The sequence below is a fragment of the Lentzea sp. NPDC005914 genome (genome assembly GCF_040629405.1).
In the GTDB taxonomy this organism is placed as follows: Bacteria; Actinomycetota; Actinomycetes; order Mycobacteriales; family Pseudonocardiaceae; genus Lentzea.
Map to the genome: position 1 here is coordinate 355,886 of NZ_JBEXVQ010000002.1, position 17,710 is coordinate 373,595.

Sequence of the window (17,710 nt, forward strand, 5' to 3'; positions counted from 1 at the left end):
GACGTTGAGCTATGTCTAGCACTGGTGAGTGACTTTGCGAACCAACTGCGCACAAAACACTCGGAAGGGCGTTCCCGTGCGGCTGTCCGGGTTGCCCTGATCAGGCATGAACACCGTCAGTGTCGTCATCGGATCGAGTGACATTGCGCCTCGCTCCCCTGTGGACCGTGTCGCGCCGGGGGATGGTGTCCGATGTGGACGCGCCAAAGCAGGTCAGCAGCCTCTCTGAGCTGGTCGATCACGTCTCTCGTGCCCTCGGCCCCGTGCTCGCGCACGACTCGATGGGGCCAAACGAGTGTTTGGTCCGTTCGGGCGAACTGGTCGTGCTGCCAGCGGACGCACCCGCTGTGCGCAAGCGCTTGCGAGGCGTCTACTCCCACGAGGAGATCGCGTCCGGCGCCATCCGCATGTTCACGAAAGCAGCCGACCGCACCCGCGTGGTGGAGATCGCCGCCGAGGTGGGCGCGACCCCGAACCACGTGCACCTGGCCTGTCCGATCATGATCGGCACCTCTCGTCCGGTGATCGGCGGCCGCCTCCCCGACCTGCTCGGCGAGGGCACCGTCGCCCTGCTCGACACCCCGCTGGACGACCCGCACGGCGCTCTCGTGGCCGGCGTCCTGCGCCACCACGGAGCCTCCGTCCGCCCGTTCCCCGTCCTGACCGCCGCGGGGTTCGGCGACGACCTGACCCTCGCCGCCGCCCTGCGAGCCACCCGCTCGCTGCCCGTCATCCTGGTCGCGTCCGGCACCTATTCGTTCAACGACGAATGCCCGCCGGTCCTGGCCTCCTGCGGTGGCAACGTTGTGGCCGCGGCGGGCAACGGTGCCTCCGCCCGCCCGTGGTGGCCCGCCGCCCTGCCTTCCGTCATCGCCGTCGGTGCCTCCGCTGCGTTCTCGGGCCACGGCCCGTGGGTGGACGTCGTCGTCGACGGGGTGGACGTGCCGGCCACCGTGGGTTCGGCTCAGGCGCTCTGCACCGGCACTTCCTTCGCGGCCGCCCTTCACGCCGCCACTCTCGTTCCGGTGCCGTAGCAGCTGAAACCGAGGTGAGCGACGGCTTTCGCGGCTTCGACGGGATGGTCGATTCGGCGATGCACCTCCGCCATGGCCTCGCTGACCTGCGCGTCCGGCACCGGCAGCACGCTGGCGATCACCGCTCTGGTCCCGGCGTCGAGGAACGCTCGCGCGAGCCCGGACTCACACGCGGACAGGACCACGACTTCTGGCGGGTTCTCGATGCGGGCGATGTCGTAGCCGTAGAGCGGGCCGTCCTTGAGCTCCAGGTAGGAGAACAACGGGTTGTCCGGGTGGACGTGTCCATGTGCCGCGATGTGAGCGATCCTGGCACCTTCGAGCGCTCGGAGCGTTCGATCCACAGTGGACTCAATGGCTGTGCCCCCGTACAACCTCTGGAGCGCGGTGACTTCCTCGCGTTCCAACCCAGGACCCGTCACCCACACCCGATCTCCGCCGTGACGCTCCGGGTGCCAGTGGCGCAGTGACGGCACGACATGCACCCGGCGGCCGAGCGCGGCCCACGGCATCGCGTTGAGCACGCCGTCTGGGATCACGACGACCTCATCCGCCTCGGGCAGGAGATCGGTCGTGACCGGCCGTCCAGCCCGCAGTGCGAGCTTGGCCGTGTGAACGAGTTCGTCTGGATCGGCTATCACGCGCAGACGCGCCCGCCCGTCGATGAGCGTGACCGCAGTCATCTGTCCTTCGTGGACGATGAAGCTGACCAGGGGCAGCCCGGGTGGCGCGGCGACGCCGTGTGCCGCCCGCGGTGAGCCGGCGAGGGTCAACCTGCGGACATCCCGCTCCAGCGCGTCCAACGGCAGTCCGAACGCTCTCGCCCGCCGCAGGTTCGTGAGCGCCTTCGCCAGCGCGGGCTCGTTGGGAGGCAAGGACATCGACCAGGACGCGCGGTGCTGCTCGGACCAGTGCAACACCTCACGCGCGGTACGGGCGAGCCCCAGCGCGTGCCCGGTCAACTCGCGCCGCGGCCAGTCCCCGTGATGCTCGTCCAGCACCCTGAGACCCGCGCGGCACGCGGCCAGCGCCCCACGCCGATCCGACCGGCGAGCCTGCGCCAGCCACCCGAGCGCCCGCGTCTGCGCCGGCCCGCGAAACCGATGTGCCGCAACAGCATCGAGCTCTCCGGCCGCGAGCATGAACTCGACGTCCGAGCCACCGAGCTTGAGCGCGGGCGCCGGATCTCCGTCGCGCAACGCACAACGCGCACTCAGCACCGCCAGCTCCGGCACGTGCCGCTTGCACCTGCGGAGCAGTTCCAGCGCCGGCGTCAGAACCCGCCGTGCCTCCGTCGTGAGCCCGGCGGCGAGCAACGCCTCGGCCCTGTCGACGAGTGCCTCGGGCCGGCTCGTCGAGTCGAGCCCGGCCTTCGCCGCCTCCTCGTACCGCCGCAGCGCTCGCGGCAAATCGCCGGCGAGCATCGCCACGAATCCCCTGTTGTGCAAGCACATCGCCGCACGCCCAGGCTCGCCGATGGCCTGCAACACCGTCTGAGCCGCGGCGAAGTCGGCCTCGGCCTCCACCAACTTCGTCGCACCACACCTCGCGATCCCCCGTCCGACGAGCGCGTTGGCGAGCCAGCGCTCGTCCCCGTACCTGCGCAACTCCTTGATGACCGCGGTCAGCTCGGCGATCGCCAGCCGCGGTTCGGCCGAGTGACAGAGATGGAGCCCGCGCAAACACCTCGCCCTCGCCAGCTCCCGCCCCCGGAGGTGAGGCGTGGCGAGGTCGAGATGCCGCAAGCTCTGCTTGCGGCGTCCCCGATCCAGGTCGATCCACGCCAGCGTCAGGTGAAACCGAGCCTCACCGGTGAGCCGCAGCCCGCGTTGGGCGAACCGGGCAGCGACCTCGAGGTGCCCGAGCTCGACGTGGGCGATGCTCAGGTCGTGCAGGGCATCGGCACGCTGGGCCTTCGTGCCGCGCACGTGTGTGGTGTCGATGGTGGCCCGTGGGTCGGCACTGGCGCTCATGCCACGAACCACCCGGTCGTCAGCCCCAGCGACGGAACGGTCACGCACACCGGTCCAGGCCTCACGTCGGCCCGGAACCAGCCCTCGGCGTCCGGACGCAGTGCCTCGACGGCGTTGGGTGAACGGACCTCGACGGACACGCCCTTGTCGTCCAGCACGCCGGTCAGCCGAAGCCCGGTCGTGGCCTGGTCGAGCTGCAGGTACATCCGGCCGACGCCGACGTGGAACACGAGCTGCCGGGACGTGCCGCGGACGGGTTCGTCCACGGCTTCCATCGGTTCGAGGCCGGTCGGGCGCGGTGCCAGCACAGGTGGCGGCACGTCCCCGCTGAACAGGGAGGCGATCTCGTCGAGCAGCGGGTCCCTCATCGCTGGTCCTCCAGCTTCCGGCGCAGCGCCGCCAGGCACCGCGTGCGGGTCTGGCCCACGCTCGTCACCTTCATCCCCAGGGCCTCGGCCACCTGTGCATAACTCAGCTCGGGGCTGTGGGCGGCTATGCACAGGAGTCGCTGGCACCGTTCGTTCAAGGTCATCAGCGCGGTCCACAGGCGGCGCTGCCGGTCACCCGCGACCGCGACGTCCTCCGGCGTGGGAAGAGTCGACTCCGGCTCCCAGCGGTCGAGCGGGACTTCGCGGCCGCGGGCACGGACGACGGCGATCGATTGCCGTGTGGCGGTACGGATCAGCCACGCGCCCAGCGACTCGGGCTGCCGGATGCGGGTCAGCTGTTCGGCCAGGCAGAGCCACGTGCACTGGTAGACGTCGGCCGCGTCGGCGTGGCTCAGGCGGAACGATCTGGGCACTGACCAGACCAGGCGGGAGTAGCGGTCCACGAGGGCGTCCCAGCCGCTGACACCGGAACGCCACCCCAGAAGCACCTCTGTGTTCGAGTCCATGACATTTGGAGTCGAACTCCGGCGTCAAGGCTCCACGCCTCACCCGAAAGTGGGTTGTCCACAGTTGTGGAGGAACTCATCCACACCTGTGGACAACTACAACTTGTGCAGGCGCTCCACGGCCTCGTCGATCACCGCGTCCTGCTTGCAGAACGCGAAGCGGATCAGGTGCTGCCACTGAGCGGGGTGGTCCGTGAACACCTGGACCGGCACCGCGGCGACACCGATCCGGGCGGGCAGGTCGCGGCACAGCTGCAACCCATCCGTGTAGCCGAGAGGGCGGACGTCGGCGCAGATGAAGTACGTGCCTTCCGACGACCGGACCTCGAACCCGGCCGCACGCAGACCCTCGGCCAGACGCGCGCGCTTCGAGGCCAACGAGTCCCGCAACCCGGTGACCCAGTCCAGCTCAGCGGTCAGCGCGTGGGCAACGGCGGGCTGGAATGGCGCCCCGCCGACGAAGGTCATGAACTGCTTGGCCGCCCGCACCGCGGACACCAGCTCGGCGGGCCCGCACACCCAGCCGATCTTCCAGCCGGTGCAGTTGAACGTCTTGCCGGCACCGGAGATCGACAACGTCCGCGAGGCCATCCCCGGCAGCGAGGCCAGCGGAATGTGCGTCAGGCCGTCGAACACCAGGTGCTCGTACACCTCGTCGGTGATCGCCAGCAGGTCGTGCTCGACACAAAGCGCCGCTACCGCCTGCAACTCCTCCAGCCGGAACACGGTCCCGGTCGGGTTGTGCGGCGAGTTGACCAACACGGCCCGTGTCCGCGGAGTGACCGCCGCACGCAGCGCGTCGACGTCCAGAGCCAGGCGGCCGGACTCGTCCTCGCGCAGGCCGACGGAAACCCGAGTCGCCCCGGCCAGAGCGACCGACGCGGCGTAGGAGTCGTAGTAAGGCTCGATCAGGATCACTTCGTCGCCGGCCTCGACCAAAGCCAGCAGCGAGGCCGCGATCGCCTCGGTGGCGCCGACCGTCACCAGGATCTCGGTGTCGGGGTCGTAGGACAGCCCGTACCGGGACCGGTGAGCAGCGATCGCGTTCCGCAACACCGGCATGCCAGGACCCGGCGGGTACTGGTTCACGCCGGAAGCGATGGCCGACCGAGCCGCCTCCAACATCGACAGCGGACCGTCGGTGTCGGGGAAGCCCTGACCGAGGTTGACGGCGTCGTGCTGCACGGCCAGCGCCGTCATCTCCGCGAAGATGGTCGACGTGAACGGCTGCAACCGGGGGACTAGCGCTGGTACCCGCACAACGCAGGATCTTCACCTGAATCTCGTGTCGAGGGAAGCCTGATCCATTGAGGGTCGGGTAAATCATGTTGTCGGGTGCCCGACGAGCCTCGGATCGAACGTGTGTTCTACCGTGGTTGTGATGAAGATCGTTGTGCAGGTTCGCTTGCTGCCGAGCGACGGGCAAGCTGCGGCGCTGGCAGCGACCTTGCGCGTGTGCAATGCGGCTGCTGATCGGGCGTCGACGGTAGCGTTCGAACGAGCAGTGCACTCCCGCAATGACCTGCAGAAGTTGGTCTATGGCGAGATGCGGGAATCTGGACTTGGCGCGCAGGCAGCAGTGCGCGCGGTGAAGAAGGTTGTAGACGCGTACGCCAGCCTGCGGGCAAGCGTTCGCACCGGGAGCCTGGCCGGCCTACGGCGAGTCAAGGCTGAAAGCAAGCCGATCCAGTTTCGTGAGAATGCGGCTCAGCCGTATGACGATCGCATGCTCTCGTGGCACTACGACGCCAGAACGGTGTCGATCTGGACCATTGCGGGCAGGTTGAAAGGCGTTCGGTTCGCCGGGCACGCCGATCAGGTCGCAATGCTCGTCTCGCACCGTCAGGGCGAGTCTGACCTGGTGCTGCGAGACGGAAAGTGGCTGCTCATCGCCACGTGTGAGGTCGCGGAAGCAGAGGTGACAGAACCCGGCGACTGGATTGGTGTGGATCGCGGAATCGCGAACCTCGCGACTACGTCGGACGGTCTGAACTTTCAGGGCGGCAGATTGGGGCGCTATCGGCGGTGGCACGCGCGAAAGCGTGCCGAGTTGCAGGCCAGGCGCACCAAGTCGGCAACCCGTCGTCTTCGGCGGCGTTCTCGTCGAGAACATCGACATGCGACTCACATGAACCACGCCATCGCCAAGAAACTGGTGGCTGTCGCGCAACGGACCGGACGCGGTATTGCACTCGAAGACCTGAGTGGCATCCGTGACCGGGTACGGCCTCGCCGCGACCAGCGAGCCGCCCTCGCTTCTTGGCCGTTCCACCAACTCGGGGCGTTCATCGAATACAAGGCGAAGCGCGCAGGTGTGCGAGTGATCGCTGTGGATGCCCGTTTCGCCTCGCAGATGTGCCCAGGTTGCGGGCACACGGCGCGTAGCAACAGATCTAGTCGCGACCACTTTCGTTGTCGCGCATGCGGCCTCGCTGGGCCAGCCGACCACGTCGCTGGGATCAACGTGCGCAATCGTGCACGCTCAGTGTGGGCACTTGTCAACGTGCCCAGACCTGCTGCGTGAACGCGCATGCGGTTGATGCGGCCTGCCCGCCACGGCCTGTGGCGTGCGGAGAACGCGACCCGGCCTGAAGTCGAGCGGCAAGCTCAGCGTCAGGGCCGAGAGTTGACGGACAATGGACCTGTGGAGCAACTGACCGCCGCTGACCAGCAGAAGCGCACAGACCTGCGCAGGATGAAGCTCGTCGCGACCAGCTTCCTGATAGGCGCGACGGTCATCTTCTTCGCCACGCACGCGTTCGAGGGCGCGTGGGTCGGCTACGTGAGAGCGGCAGCCGAGGCCGGGATGGTCGGCGCGCTGGCCGACTGGTTCGCGGTCACGGCGCTGTTCCGCAGGCCGCTGGGGCTGCCGATCCCGCACACCGCGATCATCCCCACCCGCAAGAACATGTTCGGCAAGACGCTCGGCGACTTCGTCGGTGTCAACTTCCTGAGTCCCGAGGTGGTCCAGGACAAGCTCCGGCGGGCGGGCATCGCGGAGCGCGCGGGGGCGTGGATCAAGGAGCCGGAGAACGCCGAGCGCCTCACCAACGAGCTTGCGAACGTCATCAAGGGCGCCATCACGGTCCTCAGGGACGAAGAGGTCCAGGCCGTCCTCGAGCACGCGATCGTCAAGAGGGTCACCGAGAAGCCCTGGGGGCCGCCGCTGGGCAAGCTGCTCAACCAGGTGCTGACCGACGGGGCGCACCACAAGCTCGTGGACCTGATGTGCGACCGGGCCTACGAGTGGGTGCGCGACAACTACGACAAGGTCAGCCTGATCGTCACGGACCGCGCGCCCACGTGGTCGCCCAAGTTCGTCGACTCGCTGCTCGGCGACAAGGTCTACACCGAGCTGGTCAACTTCGCGTGGGCCGTGAAGACCGATGTCAACCACCCGATGCGCCTCGCGATCGACCACTTCCTGATCGAGTTCTCCAGCGACATGCAGACCGACCAGGCCACCATGCAGAAGGCCGAGCAGGTCAAGTCGCAGGTGATCAACCACCCCGACGTCCAGAAGCTCATCAGCAGTGCGTGGGGCACGGCCAAGAAGATGCTGATCGACGCGGCCGAGGACCCGTCCAGCGAGCTCCGCAGGCGCGTCACCCAGGGGCTGATCACGCTCGGCACGAACCTGACGACGGACGGAGATCTGCGCGCCAAGGTCGACGGCTGGCTGGAGCAGGCCGCCGGGTACGTCGTCACCAACTACCGCGCGGAGATCACCACGCTGATCACGGACACGGTCGAGCGCTGGGACGCCGAGGAGACCTCGCGCAAGATCGAGCTGCAGGTCGGCAGGGACCTGCAGTTCATCCGGATCAACGGCACGGTGGTCGGCGCGCTCGCTGGCCTCGTGATCTACACCGTGGCCAACGCGTTGTTCTGATCCGAGTTCTGGGCGCGGGTTCGTTTTCGGAACGTGCGGGCCTTCTCCCGGTTGCCGCACACCTGCATCGAGCACCAGGTGCGCGAGCGGTTGCGCGAGCGGTCGAAGAACGCACGCAGGCAGTCGTCGGCGGGACAGATCTTGAAGCGTTCCCACGAGCCCAGCACCGCAAGACGAGCGGAGGCTGCCAGCACGGCACCCAGAGCGTCCGAGCTGGACAGCACCGGGACGCCGTCGGTCAGCTCGATGTGGACCACACCCGCCGCCGTCTGAGGGCCTGACGAGCCCTCGATCGACGACCGCAGTGCCGCTCTGGCGGCGCGCGCCTGTGCGATTTCCCCGCTCCGCCCGAGGCCGCGCTCGGTCACCCACGCGCGCCAGGAGGCTTCACTGTCCAGTACGTGTCGAGTGTTCAGGAAGTCGAGCAGCAGCTCGACGTCGTGATCCCAGCCGACAGTCAGACCAGTCACCCCTCCACTGTAGGCGCCACGGCGGTTGCCCGTCAGGGCATCTGATGAATACACCCGGTGTATACATGGTGTGTATAGTGCCTCTCATGTCGATCGGACACGCACTGTTGGGGCTGCTAGAGGGCGGTCCACGGCACGGATACGACCTGAAGCGCGCCTACGACGAGCGATTCGGTCACGACCGGCCATTGCACTACGGGCAGGTGTACTCGACCCTGTCGCGGCTGCTGAAGAACGGCCTCGTCATCGAGGCGGGCGTGGAGGCGGGCGACGGTCCCGAGCGCAAGCGGTACGCGATCACGGACGCCGGGGTCACCGATGTGGAGCGCTGGCTCGGCACTCCGGAGAAGCCGGAGCCGTACCTGCAGAACACGCTCTACGCGAAGGTGGTGCTGGCCCTGCTGTCGGGCCGCAGCGCCGAGGAGGTGCTCGACACGCAACGGTCGGCGCACCTCACCACGATGCGCGAGCTGACCAGGCGCAAGACCGACGGCGACCTCGCCGACCAGCTCATCTGCGACTTCGCCCTGTTCCACCTCGAAGCCGACCTGCGGTGGCTCGAACTGACCGCCGCCCGCGTCGACCAGCTGGCCGCGGAGGTCAAGCGATGAGCCTGTTGAGCGCCGAGGACCTGCACAAGTCGTTCGGCAAGACGCACGCCCTCGAAGGGGCGGGTCTCACCGTCCGCGCGGGCGAGATCGTGGCCGTCATGGGGCCGTCCGGCTCCGGGAAGTCCACGCTGCTGCACTGCATCGCGGGCATCCTGCCGCCGGACTCCGGCGTGGTCCGCTACGGCGACCGCGAGCTCACCTCGATGTCGGACCGGGAGCGCAGCGAGCTGCGGCGCACCGACTTCGGCTTCGTCTTCCAGTTCGGCCAGCTCGTGCCGGAGCTGACCTGCCTGGAGAACGTCGCGCTGCCGCTGCGGTTGAGCGGCATGAAGCGCAGGCACGCCGAACGCGCGGCCCGCGACTGGATGGCCAAGCTGGAGGTCGACGGCGTCGCCGACCAGCGGCCCGGTGAGACGTCCGGCGGTCAAGGGCAGCGCGTCGCCATCGCCCGCGCGCTGGTCACCGGCCCGAAGGTGATCTTCGCCGACGAGCCGACCGGCGCACTCGACTCGCTCAACGGTGAACGGGTGATGCACCTGCTCACGACGGCCGCCAGGGACACCGGCGCGGCGGTCGTGCTCGTGACGCACGAGGCCCGCGTCGCCGCTTACTCAGATCGCGAGGTCGTCGTGCGCGACGGCAAGGCCAGGGACGTGGAGTTCGCTCGATGAACCACGTGGCCCGCGACCTCGCCCTCGGCGTCCGGCTGGCTGTCGGGGGCAGCCGGAAGTCCTGGGCGAGGCTCGCGCTGCAAGGCGTCGGCATCGGTCTGTGCGTGGCGATGTTGCTGCTCGCCGCCGCGCTGCCGAACGCGCTGAACGCACGGGACAACCGCGGCGACGCGCGCAACGTCGTGACCAAGGGCGACGGGCCGGCACCGCTGCTCGCGGAGGAGATGTACGTCCATTTCCGCTCGAGCGACATTCCCGGCAAGTACTTCAACGTGCGCGCGCAGAACGCTCCCGTGCCGCCGGGTGTCGAGCGTCTGCCGCTGGACGGCGAGATCGTCGTGTCGCCCGCGCTCGCGGAGCTGCTCGCCTCGCCGGACGGGGAACTGCTGCGGCCCAGGTTCCCGCAGAAGGTGATCGGCACGATCGGCCAGGAAGGCTTGATCGGCCCTCACGACCTGATGTTCTACGCGGGCGACAGCAAGATCGCGGAGAGCTCCGGCAACACCGTGTACGGGTACGGGCGGACGTTCCCGCGCATGGGCCCCGACCCCGTGCTGTGGATGCTCAGCCTCGTCGGCATCGTCGTTCTGCTGTTCCCCGTGCTGGTGTTCGTCGGCGTCGCCACCCGCCTCGCCGCGGCCCAGCGCGACCGCAGGCTCGCGGCGTTGCGGCTGGTCGGGGCGGCGGCGAGCCGGGTGCGGCTGATCGCGTCCGGCGAGACGCTGGTCGGCGCGGTGGCCGGGCTGCTGTTCGGAATCGGGTTCTTCTTCGCAGTACGACCGCTGGCCGACGACGTCTCCATTCCCGAGCTCGCCCTGTTCCCCGGAGATCTCCTGCCCACGCCGGAACTCACGGCGGTGGTGCTGGTGGCGGTGCCGGTGCTCGCGGTCCTCACGTCGTTGTTCGCCATGCGCCGCACGATCATCGAACCGCTCGGCGTCGTCCGGCACCAGAAGCCGGTCCGGCGCAGGCTGTGGTGGCGCCTGATCCCGGCGATCGGCGGAATCGCGTTGCTGGCCAGCCAGTTCGGTGACATCGGTGAGAAGGACAAGCCGTTCCAGTTCGCGGTCATCTCGGGCGTGGTGCTGCTGATGCTGGGCATACCGGTGCTGCTGCCGTGGCTGGTCGAGCGGGCCGTGAACTGGATGCGCGGGGCGACGCCGGCGCTCCAGCTGGCAGTGCGCCGGTTGCAGCTCGACGCGGGCACCGCGGCACGGATCGTCGGCGGTGTCGCGGTGGTGCTCGCGGGCACGGTGACGCTGCAGATCATCCTCGCGAGCGTGCAGAAGGACGTGGTCTCCGAGGAGAAGCGGGACGCGACCCACAACTTCGTCGCGCTGACGCCCAAGGACGACCTCGACACCGCGGCACTGAAGGACGCGGTGGCGGCCAGCAAGGGTGTGCGGGCGGTGCACGTGCTCGACCGCACCTACGCGACTCTGCCGGACGCGCGCACCACGAGCATCTCGGTCGGCACGTGCACGGCGTTGAAAGCGCAGGCCGACGTCACGGACTGCGCCGACGGCAAGGCCTACCTGGTGCGGTTCGCGCGGGGCACCGCCGACGCCGAGGCCGGCCAGGTGCTGATGGTCAAGGGCGAGAAGCCCTGGACGGTGCCCGCGCTGCACGAGGTCCCCGGCACCAGTCCCGGCCTCTTCCTCACCCCGGCCGCGGCCAAGGGCATCGACCTCACCGCGGGCTCGCCCCAGTTCCAGGCCGAGCTCGACCTCGCGGTGCCGGACGCCGCCGAGCACATGCGCAACTCCATCGCCGCGTACAGCTGGCGGGTGCACGCGTACTTCGTCGGCCAGGACGACTCGGCCGAGGTCGAGCTGATCTTCGGCATGATCCGCAGGGCGCTGCTCGCGGGTTCGGTGCTGACGTTGCTGCTGGCCGGGGCGTCGTTGCTGGTCATGGCGCTGGAACAGGTGCGGGAACGCCGTCGCCCGCTCGCCGTGCTGGCGGCAACCGGGGTGCCGCGCGGCATCCTCGCGAGGTCGCTGCTGTGGCAGAACGGCGTGCCGCTGGTGCTGTCCACGGTCGTCGCGGTGGGCACCGGCGTCGGACTCGGCGTGATGGTCACGCGGGTGTTCAACGCCGAGGTGGCCTACGACTGGCCGGGCATCGCCGGTCTCACCGGAGCCTCGGTGGCGCTGGTGCTCGTGGTCACCGCTCTGACGTTGCCCTCGCTGAGAAAGGCGACCGGAGCACTCGGGTTGCAGAGCGAGTAGTCACCTCGTGCTCTGCCAGGCGGTCCTGCACCAGTCCGTGCCGGAACTGGTAGCAGGCCCCCGCCCGGCAGAGCACGCCGAGCTTGCGCGAGTCCTCCAGGAAGACCATCAGCTCCCACGGCAGCTTTCCGCGCAGTGCCAGCCAGATGCGCGCGACGGTGAACCACCACCAGCGCAGGTGCAGCACGGCCAGCGCGAACCCGAGCATCAGCCCGGACGCGAGCCCCAGCCCGACCATGCCGGTCTGGCCTGGGCCGAACACCAGTGCCGCCGCCGAACCGAAGACCACGGCCAGCACCAGAGACCCGGTCCACACCGCGATCCGGTCGCGCGCCATCGTCCACTGAGGACTGGAGGCCTGCGAGAGCTCGGCGGCGCTGGACAACGCGAACCGCAGCGCGACCGCCACGGCGAGTCCGAGGCCGACCACGAGCCCGGCGGAAAGTCCGTACAACGCACCGAAAACGAGTCCGGCGGCGAGCCCGAGCACACCGGGCACGAGCAGCAGACTGCGCCAGATGCCCAGACGTGGCTTGGCTTTGCGCTCCTGCGACGCCGTCAGCGCGGCCGCACCGACGGCGATGCCCGCGACCAGGCCGGTGATCGGCGCGAGCGACGGCGTGATCGAGTACGCCATCAGCCACGCGACACCGAACCCGCCGATCGCGCCCAGCACCAGCGCGCCGAGCACCGCGAGCCACGTGTTGCCGACCGACCGGCGCAGCTCCCACCAGGCCAGTTCGCGGATGTCGCGGTCGCGCATCTCGTGCGCGAGGAACTCGAGCCACTTGCGGGCCCTGTCCCGTGGCCAGACCTGCGTGGCCCCGGCGTGGTGCGCGAACGCCCTGTTGCCGAACGCCCGTGACACCAGCTCGTCGCAGAGGTGGTCGGAGATCGCCCGCGCGTCCGGGAAACGGCCGCGGTCGAGCAGTTCGGTCGGCTCGGCCTCGCTGTCCGCGTAGACCATGCTGGCCAGCCACATCGTCAGCGGCGTCGACAACGCGTCCGCGAGCCTGCCGTCCGGTTCCTCGCGCAGCTGGATGAACACCGGCTCCCACCGCGCCGCGCCCACGGTGTCCGTGCTGGCCCGCAGGTACGCGGCGACCTCGTCCAGGTCGAGCGGGGCCATCTCGACGACGTCCGCACCGGGCAGTGGACCGGCCAGGTGCACGGCCTGGTCGAACTCGGGGGTACGGCACGTCAGCACCAGCGGCCTGTTCCCGAACGCCTTCGTGATGCGGGACAGCGCGTCCGCGCGCTGGTCGCCGGGGATGTCGTCGAGACCGTCCAGCACGGGCAGCACCTTGTGCTGCTCGACCAACAGGTCCGCCGCGTAGCTGCCGTACAGCTCGGTGTTGCGCAACGCCGGGTGGTCCTCGTACAGCCTGCGCGTGAGCCACGTGCGGACGTCCTCGACCGCCGGGTTCCACGTCGACAGCGGCAGCAGCACCGGGACCATGCCGTCGTAGCGGTCCAGCAACCCGCAGGTCAGCAGCATCGCGACGGTCGTCTTGCCGGTGCCGGCCTCGCCGAGGAACACCATCCTGCGGTTGATCTGCCGTTCGAACGCGCCCACGACGGCGTCGCTGCGTCCGGGCGGTGCGTCCGGCTCGGCGCTGACGTCCAGCTCAGCGGCGAGCCAGTGCAGGTCGAGCAGGTCGGGGTCGATCAGGCCGCGCGAGCGCACCTCCTCGTTCCACTGCGACTGCAGGCCGATCGCCAGCGCCCGGCACGCGGCGTCGAGGTGCTCGTCGGTGCTCAGCGCGGCGTTGTGCCTGCGGCGGACCCACGGGTCGAGCAAAGCCAGGAAGCCCAGGAACGCCACCGCGAGCACGATCAGCCACACGTGCGGGTTGATGCCGTGGTCGGTCACGAACAGACCGGCCGCGGTGAGCAACGCGGTCAGCACGCAACCGGCCAGCAATGCCTGCTGGCGGAATCTGGACATGCGTCGCATCATGACGCACCGCATCCGCCCGGAGTCGATTCAGTGACCCGTGTCGTGACGTTCGTTTCTTGATCACAGATGCCACCTGAGCTCCCCCAGCGTGAGGAACTGGCCGTCGGATCCGACCTCGATCCCGAACTGGTGCCGACGGGGTTTGCCCAGGTCGTGCCACTCGACCACGCCCTGTTCCGCGAGATCCCACAGCCGGCGCGGGCCGCCCTGGTCGACGTGCGTGCCGTGGTGGTGCACCCACGAACCGTCCGGATGGGCTAGCCAGTCGTGGCCCGCGACGACTCCGGGCAGAGCAATGCCGGCGAAGAACTCGAACGGGCTGGCCGGGTCGGTCACGGTGTTGAGCGGCAACGTGGTGGTGCGCCGGTCGAACGTGCCGGAACCCGCGTGCGTCGGTGGGTGGGCGTGCGCGCGCAACGGCATGAAGCGACCGTCCTCGACGAGCACGCTGCCCTCGCCGGTGCCGTCGCCGTTCGAGACGATCCGGACGAGGCCGGCCCCGATGGGACGGTGCAGCGTGGTGACGACCAGCCCGCCGGGCGCGACCTGCTCCAGCCAGGCGGTCGGGATCGTCGCCACGGAGCAGGTGGCCAGCAAGCGGTCGTACGGTGCGCGCTCCGGATGGCCGAGCGCGCCGTCGCCCGTGACGCACGTGGGGAAGAAGCCGTTGCGGCGCAGGCATTCCCGAGCTCGTTGCGAGATGTTCGGGTCGACGTCGATCGTGGTCGTGTTGTCCGCACCCACGGCGTGGCACAGAAGAGCTGCGTTGTAACCGGTGCCGGTGCCCACTTCCAGAACCGTCTGTCCGTTGTGGACGTCCAGTGCCTCCAGCATGATCGCCATGATCGTGGGCATGCTCGATGAACAGGTCGGTGTGCCACCGGTCACCGTGTCGTCGCCGTCGAACTGGGTAACCCAGACACGGTCGGAGTAGACGAGTTTCAGCCAGTCCGGGTGCTCGCGGGTGACCCGTTCCCAGTCACCGTTGTGCAGCTGGCGGTAGAAGCGCGGCAGGAACTCGTGCCGAGGAACCGCCCGGAAAGCCTTGAGCCACTTGGAATCGCGCAGCACACCATCGCCGAGCAGGTGGTCCGCCAGCTCGGCGCGCAGGGCCCCGGCGTCGTCCATGTCACCCACAACGGTATCCCTGTGGCGGAGCACACGCAGCGATTGCTAGCAGGGTGCTTGCAACTGCTAGCACTCCTCGCTAACGTAGTTGGTGGCACGAGGAACGGGAGCGGGAACAGTGGACAAGTCCATCGACAAAGCAGTCGCGGACCTCGGCCGCAACATCGGTGAGTACATCCGCGAGCAACGCAACACCGCCAAGATCTCCCTGAGGGAACTGGCAAAGCAGGCGGGTGTCTCCAACCCATACCTCAGCCAGATCGAGCGAGGACTGCGCAAGCCGTCCGCGGAGATCCTTCAGCAGATCGCCAAGGGGCTGCGCATCTCGGCCGAGGTGCTCTACGTCGAGGCCGGGATCCTCCAGCAGCGCGAAGGCGGTGCGTTGGCGGACGCCATCGTCGCCGCGACCGATCTGACCGAGCGGCAAAAGCAGGTGCTGCTCGACGTTTACGAATCTTTCAGGCGGGAGAACTCCGCCAAGAACAAGGAGGACTGATCCCCATGCCGAAGCTCACCCAGGACGACGTTCGCAAGGCCGCCGAGCAGGGCGCGCACGCCGCGCGTCAGGCCCTTCTCGCCGCCCTCGGCGCCGGTGACCTCGCCGCCAAGGCCGTGGTCGAGGCCCTGAACAAGGCCAAGACCCGCGCCGAGGAGGCCCGCACCCAGGCTTCCGACATCCCGGCCGAGCTCAAGGACCTGCGCGACAAGCTGCAGCCGGCCGAGCTCAAGAAGCTGGTCGACGCCTACACCGCCTCCGCGGTGAACCTGTACACCTACCTCGCCGAGACCGGTGAGCAGACGCTGGAGCAGATCAAGTCCCAGCCGCAGGTCAAGCAGGCCGTGGAGCAGGTCGAGCAGGCCGTCGAGGCCGCGCAGAAGCGCGCCGAGTCCGCCGCCGCCGACGCCCGCGAGCTCGCGGACGACGTGCTCGGCAAGGTGACCCGCCGCACCCGCTCGATCGGCGAGAAGGTCGCCCACGAGGTCGAGGACGGCGCCGAGAAGCTGGCCGAGGAGATCGTCGAGGTCGGTGGCGACGCCGCGCACGAGGTCCGCAGCACCACCCGCAAGGCCGCGAACCGCACCGCGCCCCGCAAGCCGGCGACGACGACCCGCACCACCACCAGCACCACCGCTGCGGCCAAGAAGACGACCACGCCGAACACCACCAAGTGAGTCGCTGAAGTCTGCTGATGGCGTGGCCCGGAACGTTGCGGGTCACACCACCCGAGGGGAGCGTGCCGACCGGCACGCTCCCCTCTTCGCATCTCTCCACGTAGTCTGGTTCCGTGTTGTTCTTCAGCCTGCCGACCGAGTGGAGCCTCTGGTTCCTCGACCAGATTGCGTACCTGTTCGCCGACCTGGTGTTCACGGTCGTCGCGCTGTTCGCCTTCTTCCACGCGCTGGGGCAGCGCGTGGACGCGTACACCGCGGCTGAGCGCATGACGAAGCCCGCGTGGCTCGGCATCACCGGTGGTGGGCTGGCCGCGATGCTGCTCTTCTCGCCCGGCGGCGTCGGGTCGATCTTCTGGCTGGCCGGCCTCGTCGCCGTGCTCGTCTACATGGTGGACGTGCGCCCGAAGCTGATCGAGGTCCAGCGCGGCCCCCGCTGGTGATCACGCAGTCCTACGGCTCCGGCTCTCCGGTGACCCTGGTCGCCCACGGGCTCGGTGCCACTGCCGGTGAAGCGCGGATTCCCGCCTCTGGGCTGCCCGGCACGCGCGTTGTCGTGACGCTGCCTTCGCACGGTTCAGCGCCCGACGCTCCTCCCGGGTACTGGGACTACGGCCGGATCGCGGCCGATCTCTCCACTGTTTCCGCTGATCACGCCGTTGGTGTCTCGCTGGGCGCCGGGGCGTTGGTTCGGCTGCTGTCTCTTGAACCTGATCGTTTTCAACAGGTCGCGCTGCTGCTACCGGCGGTTCTGGACCAGCCACGTGCGGCGTTCACGCTGCAGCAGTTGTCCGACCTGACCGTGGGACCGCCCGCTTACGTCGCCGAGCGGCGGGCGGCGTTGAGTCGTCTTTCGGCTGCCGCTGAGCAGTTGCCCGGTCAGGTCGCCGTTGCCGATGCCTCAGTTTTGGCCGCTGTGTCGATTCCGGTGCTGGTGATCGGGGCCGTGGGTGATCCGCTGCATCCCGAGGACGTGGCCAAGGAGACCGCGGCGGCGTTCCCCAACGGCTCGTTGTGGCTGGTCGACTCACCCTCACCGATGATCACGCACCGCGCCGAGCTGCGGCGCAGATTGGTCGAGTTCTTCGCTGGGTAGCCGTTGTTCATGGCGGAACAGAAGAAGATCGCATTTCTGGTCGACACGGAGGGCATCGAGCAGGTCGAGCTCACCGACCCGTGGACGCACGTCGAGAAGGCCGGCGGAGTGCCGCGCCTGATCGCGCCGAAGCTCGGGCAGGTGCGTGGCTTCAACCACCTGACGCCTGCCGATGAGTTCCCGGTCGACACGACCTATGCCGACGCCGAGGCCGACGACTACGACGGCGCGGTGATCCCGGGCGGTGTGGCCAACGCGGACTTCCTGCGCATGGACGCCGACGCCGTTGCGCTGGTGAAGGCGCTGGTGGCAGCCGGCAAGCCGATCGCGTCGATCTGCCACGGGCCGTGGTTGCTGGTCGAGGCCGACGTGGTGCGCGGCAAGATGCTCACCTCGTTCCCGAGCCTGCAGACCGACATCCGCAACGCGGGTGGCGACTGGGCCGACCAGGAGGTCCGGGTGTGCGACATGAACGGGTGGACGCTCGTGACGTCCCGCAACCCGGATGACCTGCCGGCGTTCAACCGCGAGGCGCTCAAGGCCTTCGGTCTTGACTGAGCGGGGTCTGCAGCCCCCGGT

The 17,710-nt window shown here is 68.9% G+C and carries 18 protein-coding genes; 11 read left to right on the top strand and 7 right to left on the bottom strand.

The window, feature by feature from the left end:
- The first annotated feature begins 194 nt into the window (after positions 1-194).
- Positions 195-1,034, top strand: a complete 840-nt coding sequence (locus ABZ345_RS04570; RefSeq protein WP_359842870.1) for a S8/S53 family peptidase — start codon at positions 195-197, stop codon at positions 1,032-1,034.
- Here ABZ345_RS04570 and ABZ345_RS04575 read toward each other — a convergent pair.
- The 4 genes from ABZ345_RS04575 to ABZ345_RS04590 form a co-directional block, all read right to left on the bottom strand.
- Positions 1,004-3,007 carry a CHAT domain-containing protein gene (locus tag ABZ345_RS04575; protein ID WP_359842872.1) on the bottom strand — a complete coding sequence of 668 codons (2,004 nt, stop codon included), beginning with the start codon at positions 3,005-3,007 and terminating at the stop codon, positions 1,004-1,006. The genes ABZ345_RS04570 and ABZ345_RS04575 overlap by 31 nt on opposite strands.
- The gene (locus tag ABZ345_RS04580; protein ID WP_359842874.1) at positions 3,004-3,375 is read right to left on the bottom strand and encodes a hypothetical protein; all 372 of its coding nucleotides are present in this window, start codon (positions 3,373-3,375) and stop codon (positions 3,004-3,006) included. Before ABZ345_RS04580 ends, ABZ345_RS04575 begins: the two co-directional genes overlap by 4 nt.
- Positions 3,372-3,902 carry a sigma-70 family RNA polymerase sigma factor gene (locus tag ABZ345_RS04585; protein ID WP_359842875.1) on the bottom strand — a complete coding sequence of 177 codons (531 nt, stop codon included), beginning with the start codon at positions 3,900-3,902 and terminating at the stop codon, positions 3,372-3,374. Before ABZ345_RS04585 ends, ABZ345_RS04580 begins: the two co-directional genes overlap by 4 nt.
- A 96-nt stretch (positions 3,903-3,998) precedes the next feature.
- Positions 3,999-5,162 (bottom strand): pyridoxal phosphate-dependent aminotransferase, encoded by a 1,164-nt coding sequence (locus ABZ345_RS04590; protein WP_359842877.1) that lies wholly within the window; start codon positions 5,160-5,162, stop codon positions 3,999-4,001.
- A gap of 121 nt (positions 5,163-5,283) precedes the next feature.
- On the opposite strand from ABZ345_RS04590, the gene ABZ345_RS04595 reads away from it, so the two are divergent.
- Together ABZ345_RS04595 and ABZ345_RS04600 are read left to right on the top strand one after the other, a co-directional pair.
- On the top strand, positions 5,284-6,426 hold the full coding sequence (locus ABZ345_RS04595; protein ID WP_359842879.1) for a transposase: 1,143 nt from the start codon (positions 5,284-5,286) through the stop codon (positions 6,424-6,426).
- A gap of 171 nt (positions 6,427-6,597) precedes the next feature.
- Positions 6,598-7,794: a DUF445 domain-containing protein gene (locus ABZ345_RS04600; protein ID WP_359843132.1), complete on the top strand. Its 1,197-nt coding sequence runs from the start codon at positions 6,598-6,600 to the stop codon at positions 7,792-7,794.
- On the opposite strand, the gene ABZ345_RS04605 is transcribed toward ABZ345_RS04600, so the two are convergent.
- Positions 7,767-8,264: a CGNR zinc finger domain-containing protein gene (locus ABZ345_RS04605; RefSeq protein ID WP_359842881.1), complete on the bottom strand. Its 498-nt coding sequence runs from the start codon at positions 8,262-8,264 to the stop codon at positions 7,767-7,769. The two genes, ABZ345_RS04600 and ABZ345_RS04605, sit on opposite strands and share 28 nt — an antisense overlap.
- Before the next feature lie 86 nt (positions 8,265-8,350).
- On the opposite strand from ABZ345_RS04605, the gene ABZ345_RS04610 reads away from it, so the two are divergent.
- From ABZ345_RS04610 to ABZ345_RS04620, 3 genes are read left to right on the top strand one after another with little or no spacing between them, the layout of a single operon-like run.
- Positions 8,351-8,875 carry a PadR family transcriptional regulator gene (locus tag ABZ345_RS04610; protein WP_359842883.1) on the top strand — a complete coding sequence of 175 codons (525 nt, stop codon included), beginning with the start codon at positions 8,351-8,353 and terminating at the stop codon, positions 8,873-8,875.
- Positions 8,872-9,546, top strand: a complete 675-nt coding sequence (locus ABZ345_RS04615) for an ABC transporter ATP-binding protein (protein ID WP_359842884.1) — start codon at positions 8,872-8,874, stop codon at positions 9,544-9,546. The genes ABZ345_RS04610 and ABZ345_RS04615 overlap by 4 nt, the downstream gene beginning before the upstream one ends.
- Positions 9,543-11,777 carry an FtsX-like permease family protein gene (locus ABZ345_RS04620; RefSeq protein ID WP_359842886.1) on the top strand — a complete coding sequence of 745 codons (2,235 nt, stop codon included), beginning with the start codon at positions 9,543-9,545 and terminating at the stop codon, positions 11,775-11,777. The genes ABZ345_RS04615 and ABZ345_RS04620 overlap by 4 nt, the downstream gene beginning before the upstream one ends.
- Here ABZ345_RS04620 and ABZ345_RS04625 read toward each other — a convergent pair.
- Positions 11,713-13,725, bottom strand: a complete 2,013-nt coding sequence (locus ABZ345_RS04625; RefSeq protein ID WP_359842888.1) for an NACHT domain-containing protein — start codon at positions 13,723-13,725, stop codon at positions 11,713-11,715. The two genes, ABZ345_RS04620 and ABZ345_RS04625, sit on opposite strands and share 65 nt — an antisense overlap.
- Positions 13,726-13,797: 72 nt before the next feature.
- Entirely contained in the window at positions 13,798-14,865 is a 1,068-nt protein-coding gene (locus tag ABZ345_RS04630) for a methyltransferase domain-containing protein (RefSeq protein ID WP_359843134.1), read from the bottom strand.
- Positions 14,866-14,983: 118 nt separating this feature from the next.
- On the opposite strand from ABZ345_RS04630, the gene ABZ345_RS04635 reads away from it, so the two are divergent.
- The 5 genes from ABZ345_RS04635 to ABZ345_RS04655 all read left to right on the top strand — a co-directional run bounded on the left by ABZ345_RS04635 (position 14,984) and on the right by ABZ345_RS04655 (position 17,689).
- Positions 14,984-15,361 (top strand): helix-turn-helix transcriptional regulator, encoded by a 378-nt coding sequence (locus ABZ345_RS04635; RefSeq protein WP_355570513.1) that lies wholly within the window; start codon positions 14,984-14,986, stop codon positions 15,359-15,361.
- Between the two features lie 5 nt (positions 15,362-15,366).
- Positions 15,367-16,038, top strand: coding sequence for a hypothetical protein (locus ABZ345_RS04640; RefSeq protein ID WP_359842890.1), 672 nt, complete (start codon positions 15,367-15,369; stop codon positions 16,036-16,038).
- A 164-nt stretch (positions 16,039-16,202) separates the two neighbouring features.
- A complete protein-coding gene (locus tag ABZ345_RS04645; RefSeq protein ID WP_359843136.1) occupies positions 16,203-16,478 on the top strand; it encodes a DUF2516 family protein in 276 nt (91 codons plus the stop codon).
- Complete coding sequence (locus ABZ345_RS04650) at positions 16,475-17,131, top strand: alpha/beta hydrolase (protein WP_359842892.1); 657 nt, start codon at positions 16,475-16,477, stop codon at positions 17,129-17,131. Before ABZ345_RS04645 ends, ABZ345_RS04650 begins: the two co-directional genes overlap by 4 nt.
- A 9-nt stretch (positions 17,132-17,140) precedes the next feature.
- Positions 17,141-17,689 (top strand): type 1 glutamine amidotransferase domain-containing protein, encoded by a 549-nt coding sequence (locus tag ABZ345_RS04655; RefSeq protein ID WP_359842894.1) that lies wholly within the window; start codon positions 17,141-17,143, stop codon positions 17,687-17,689.
- Positions 17,690-17,710 lie beyond the last annotated feature (21 nt).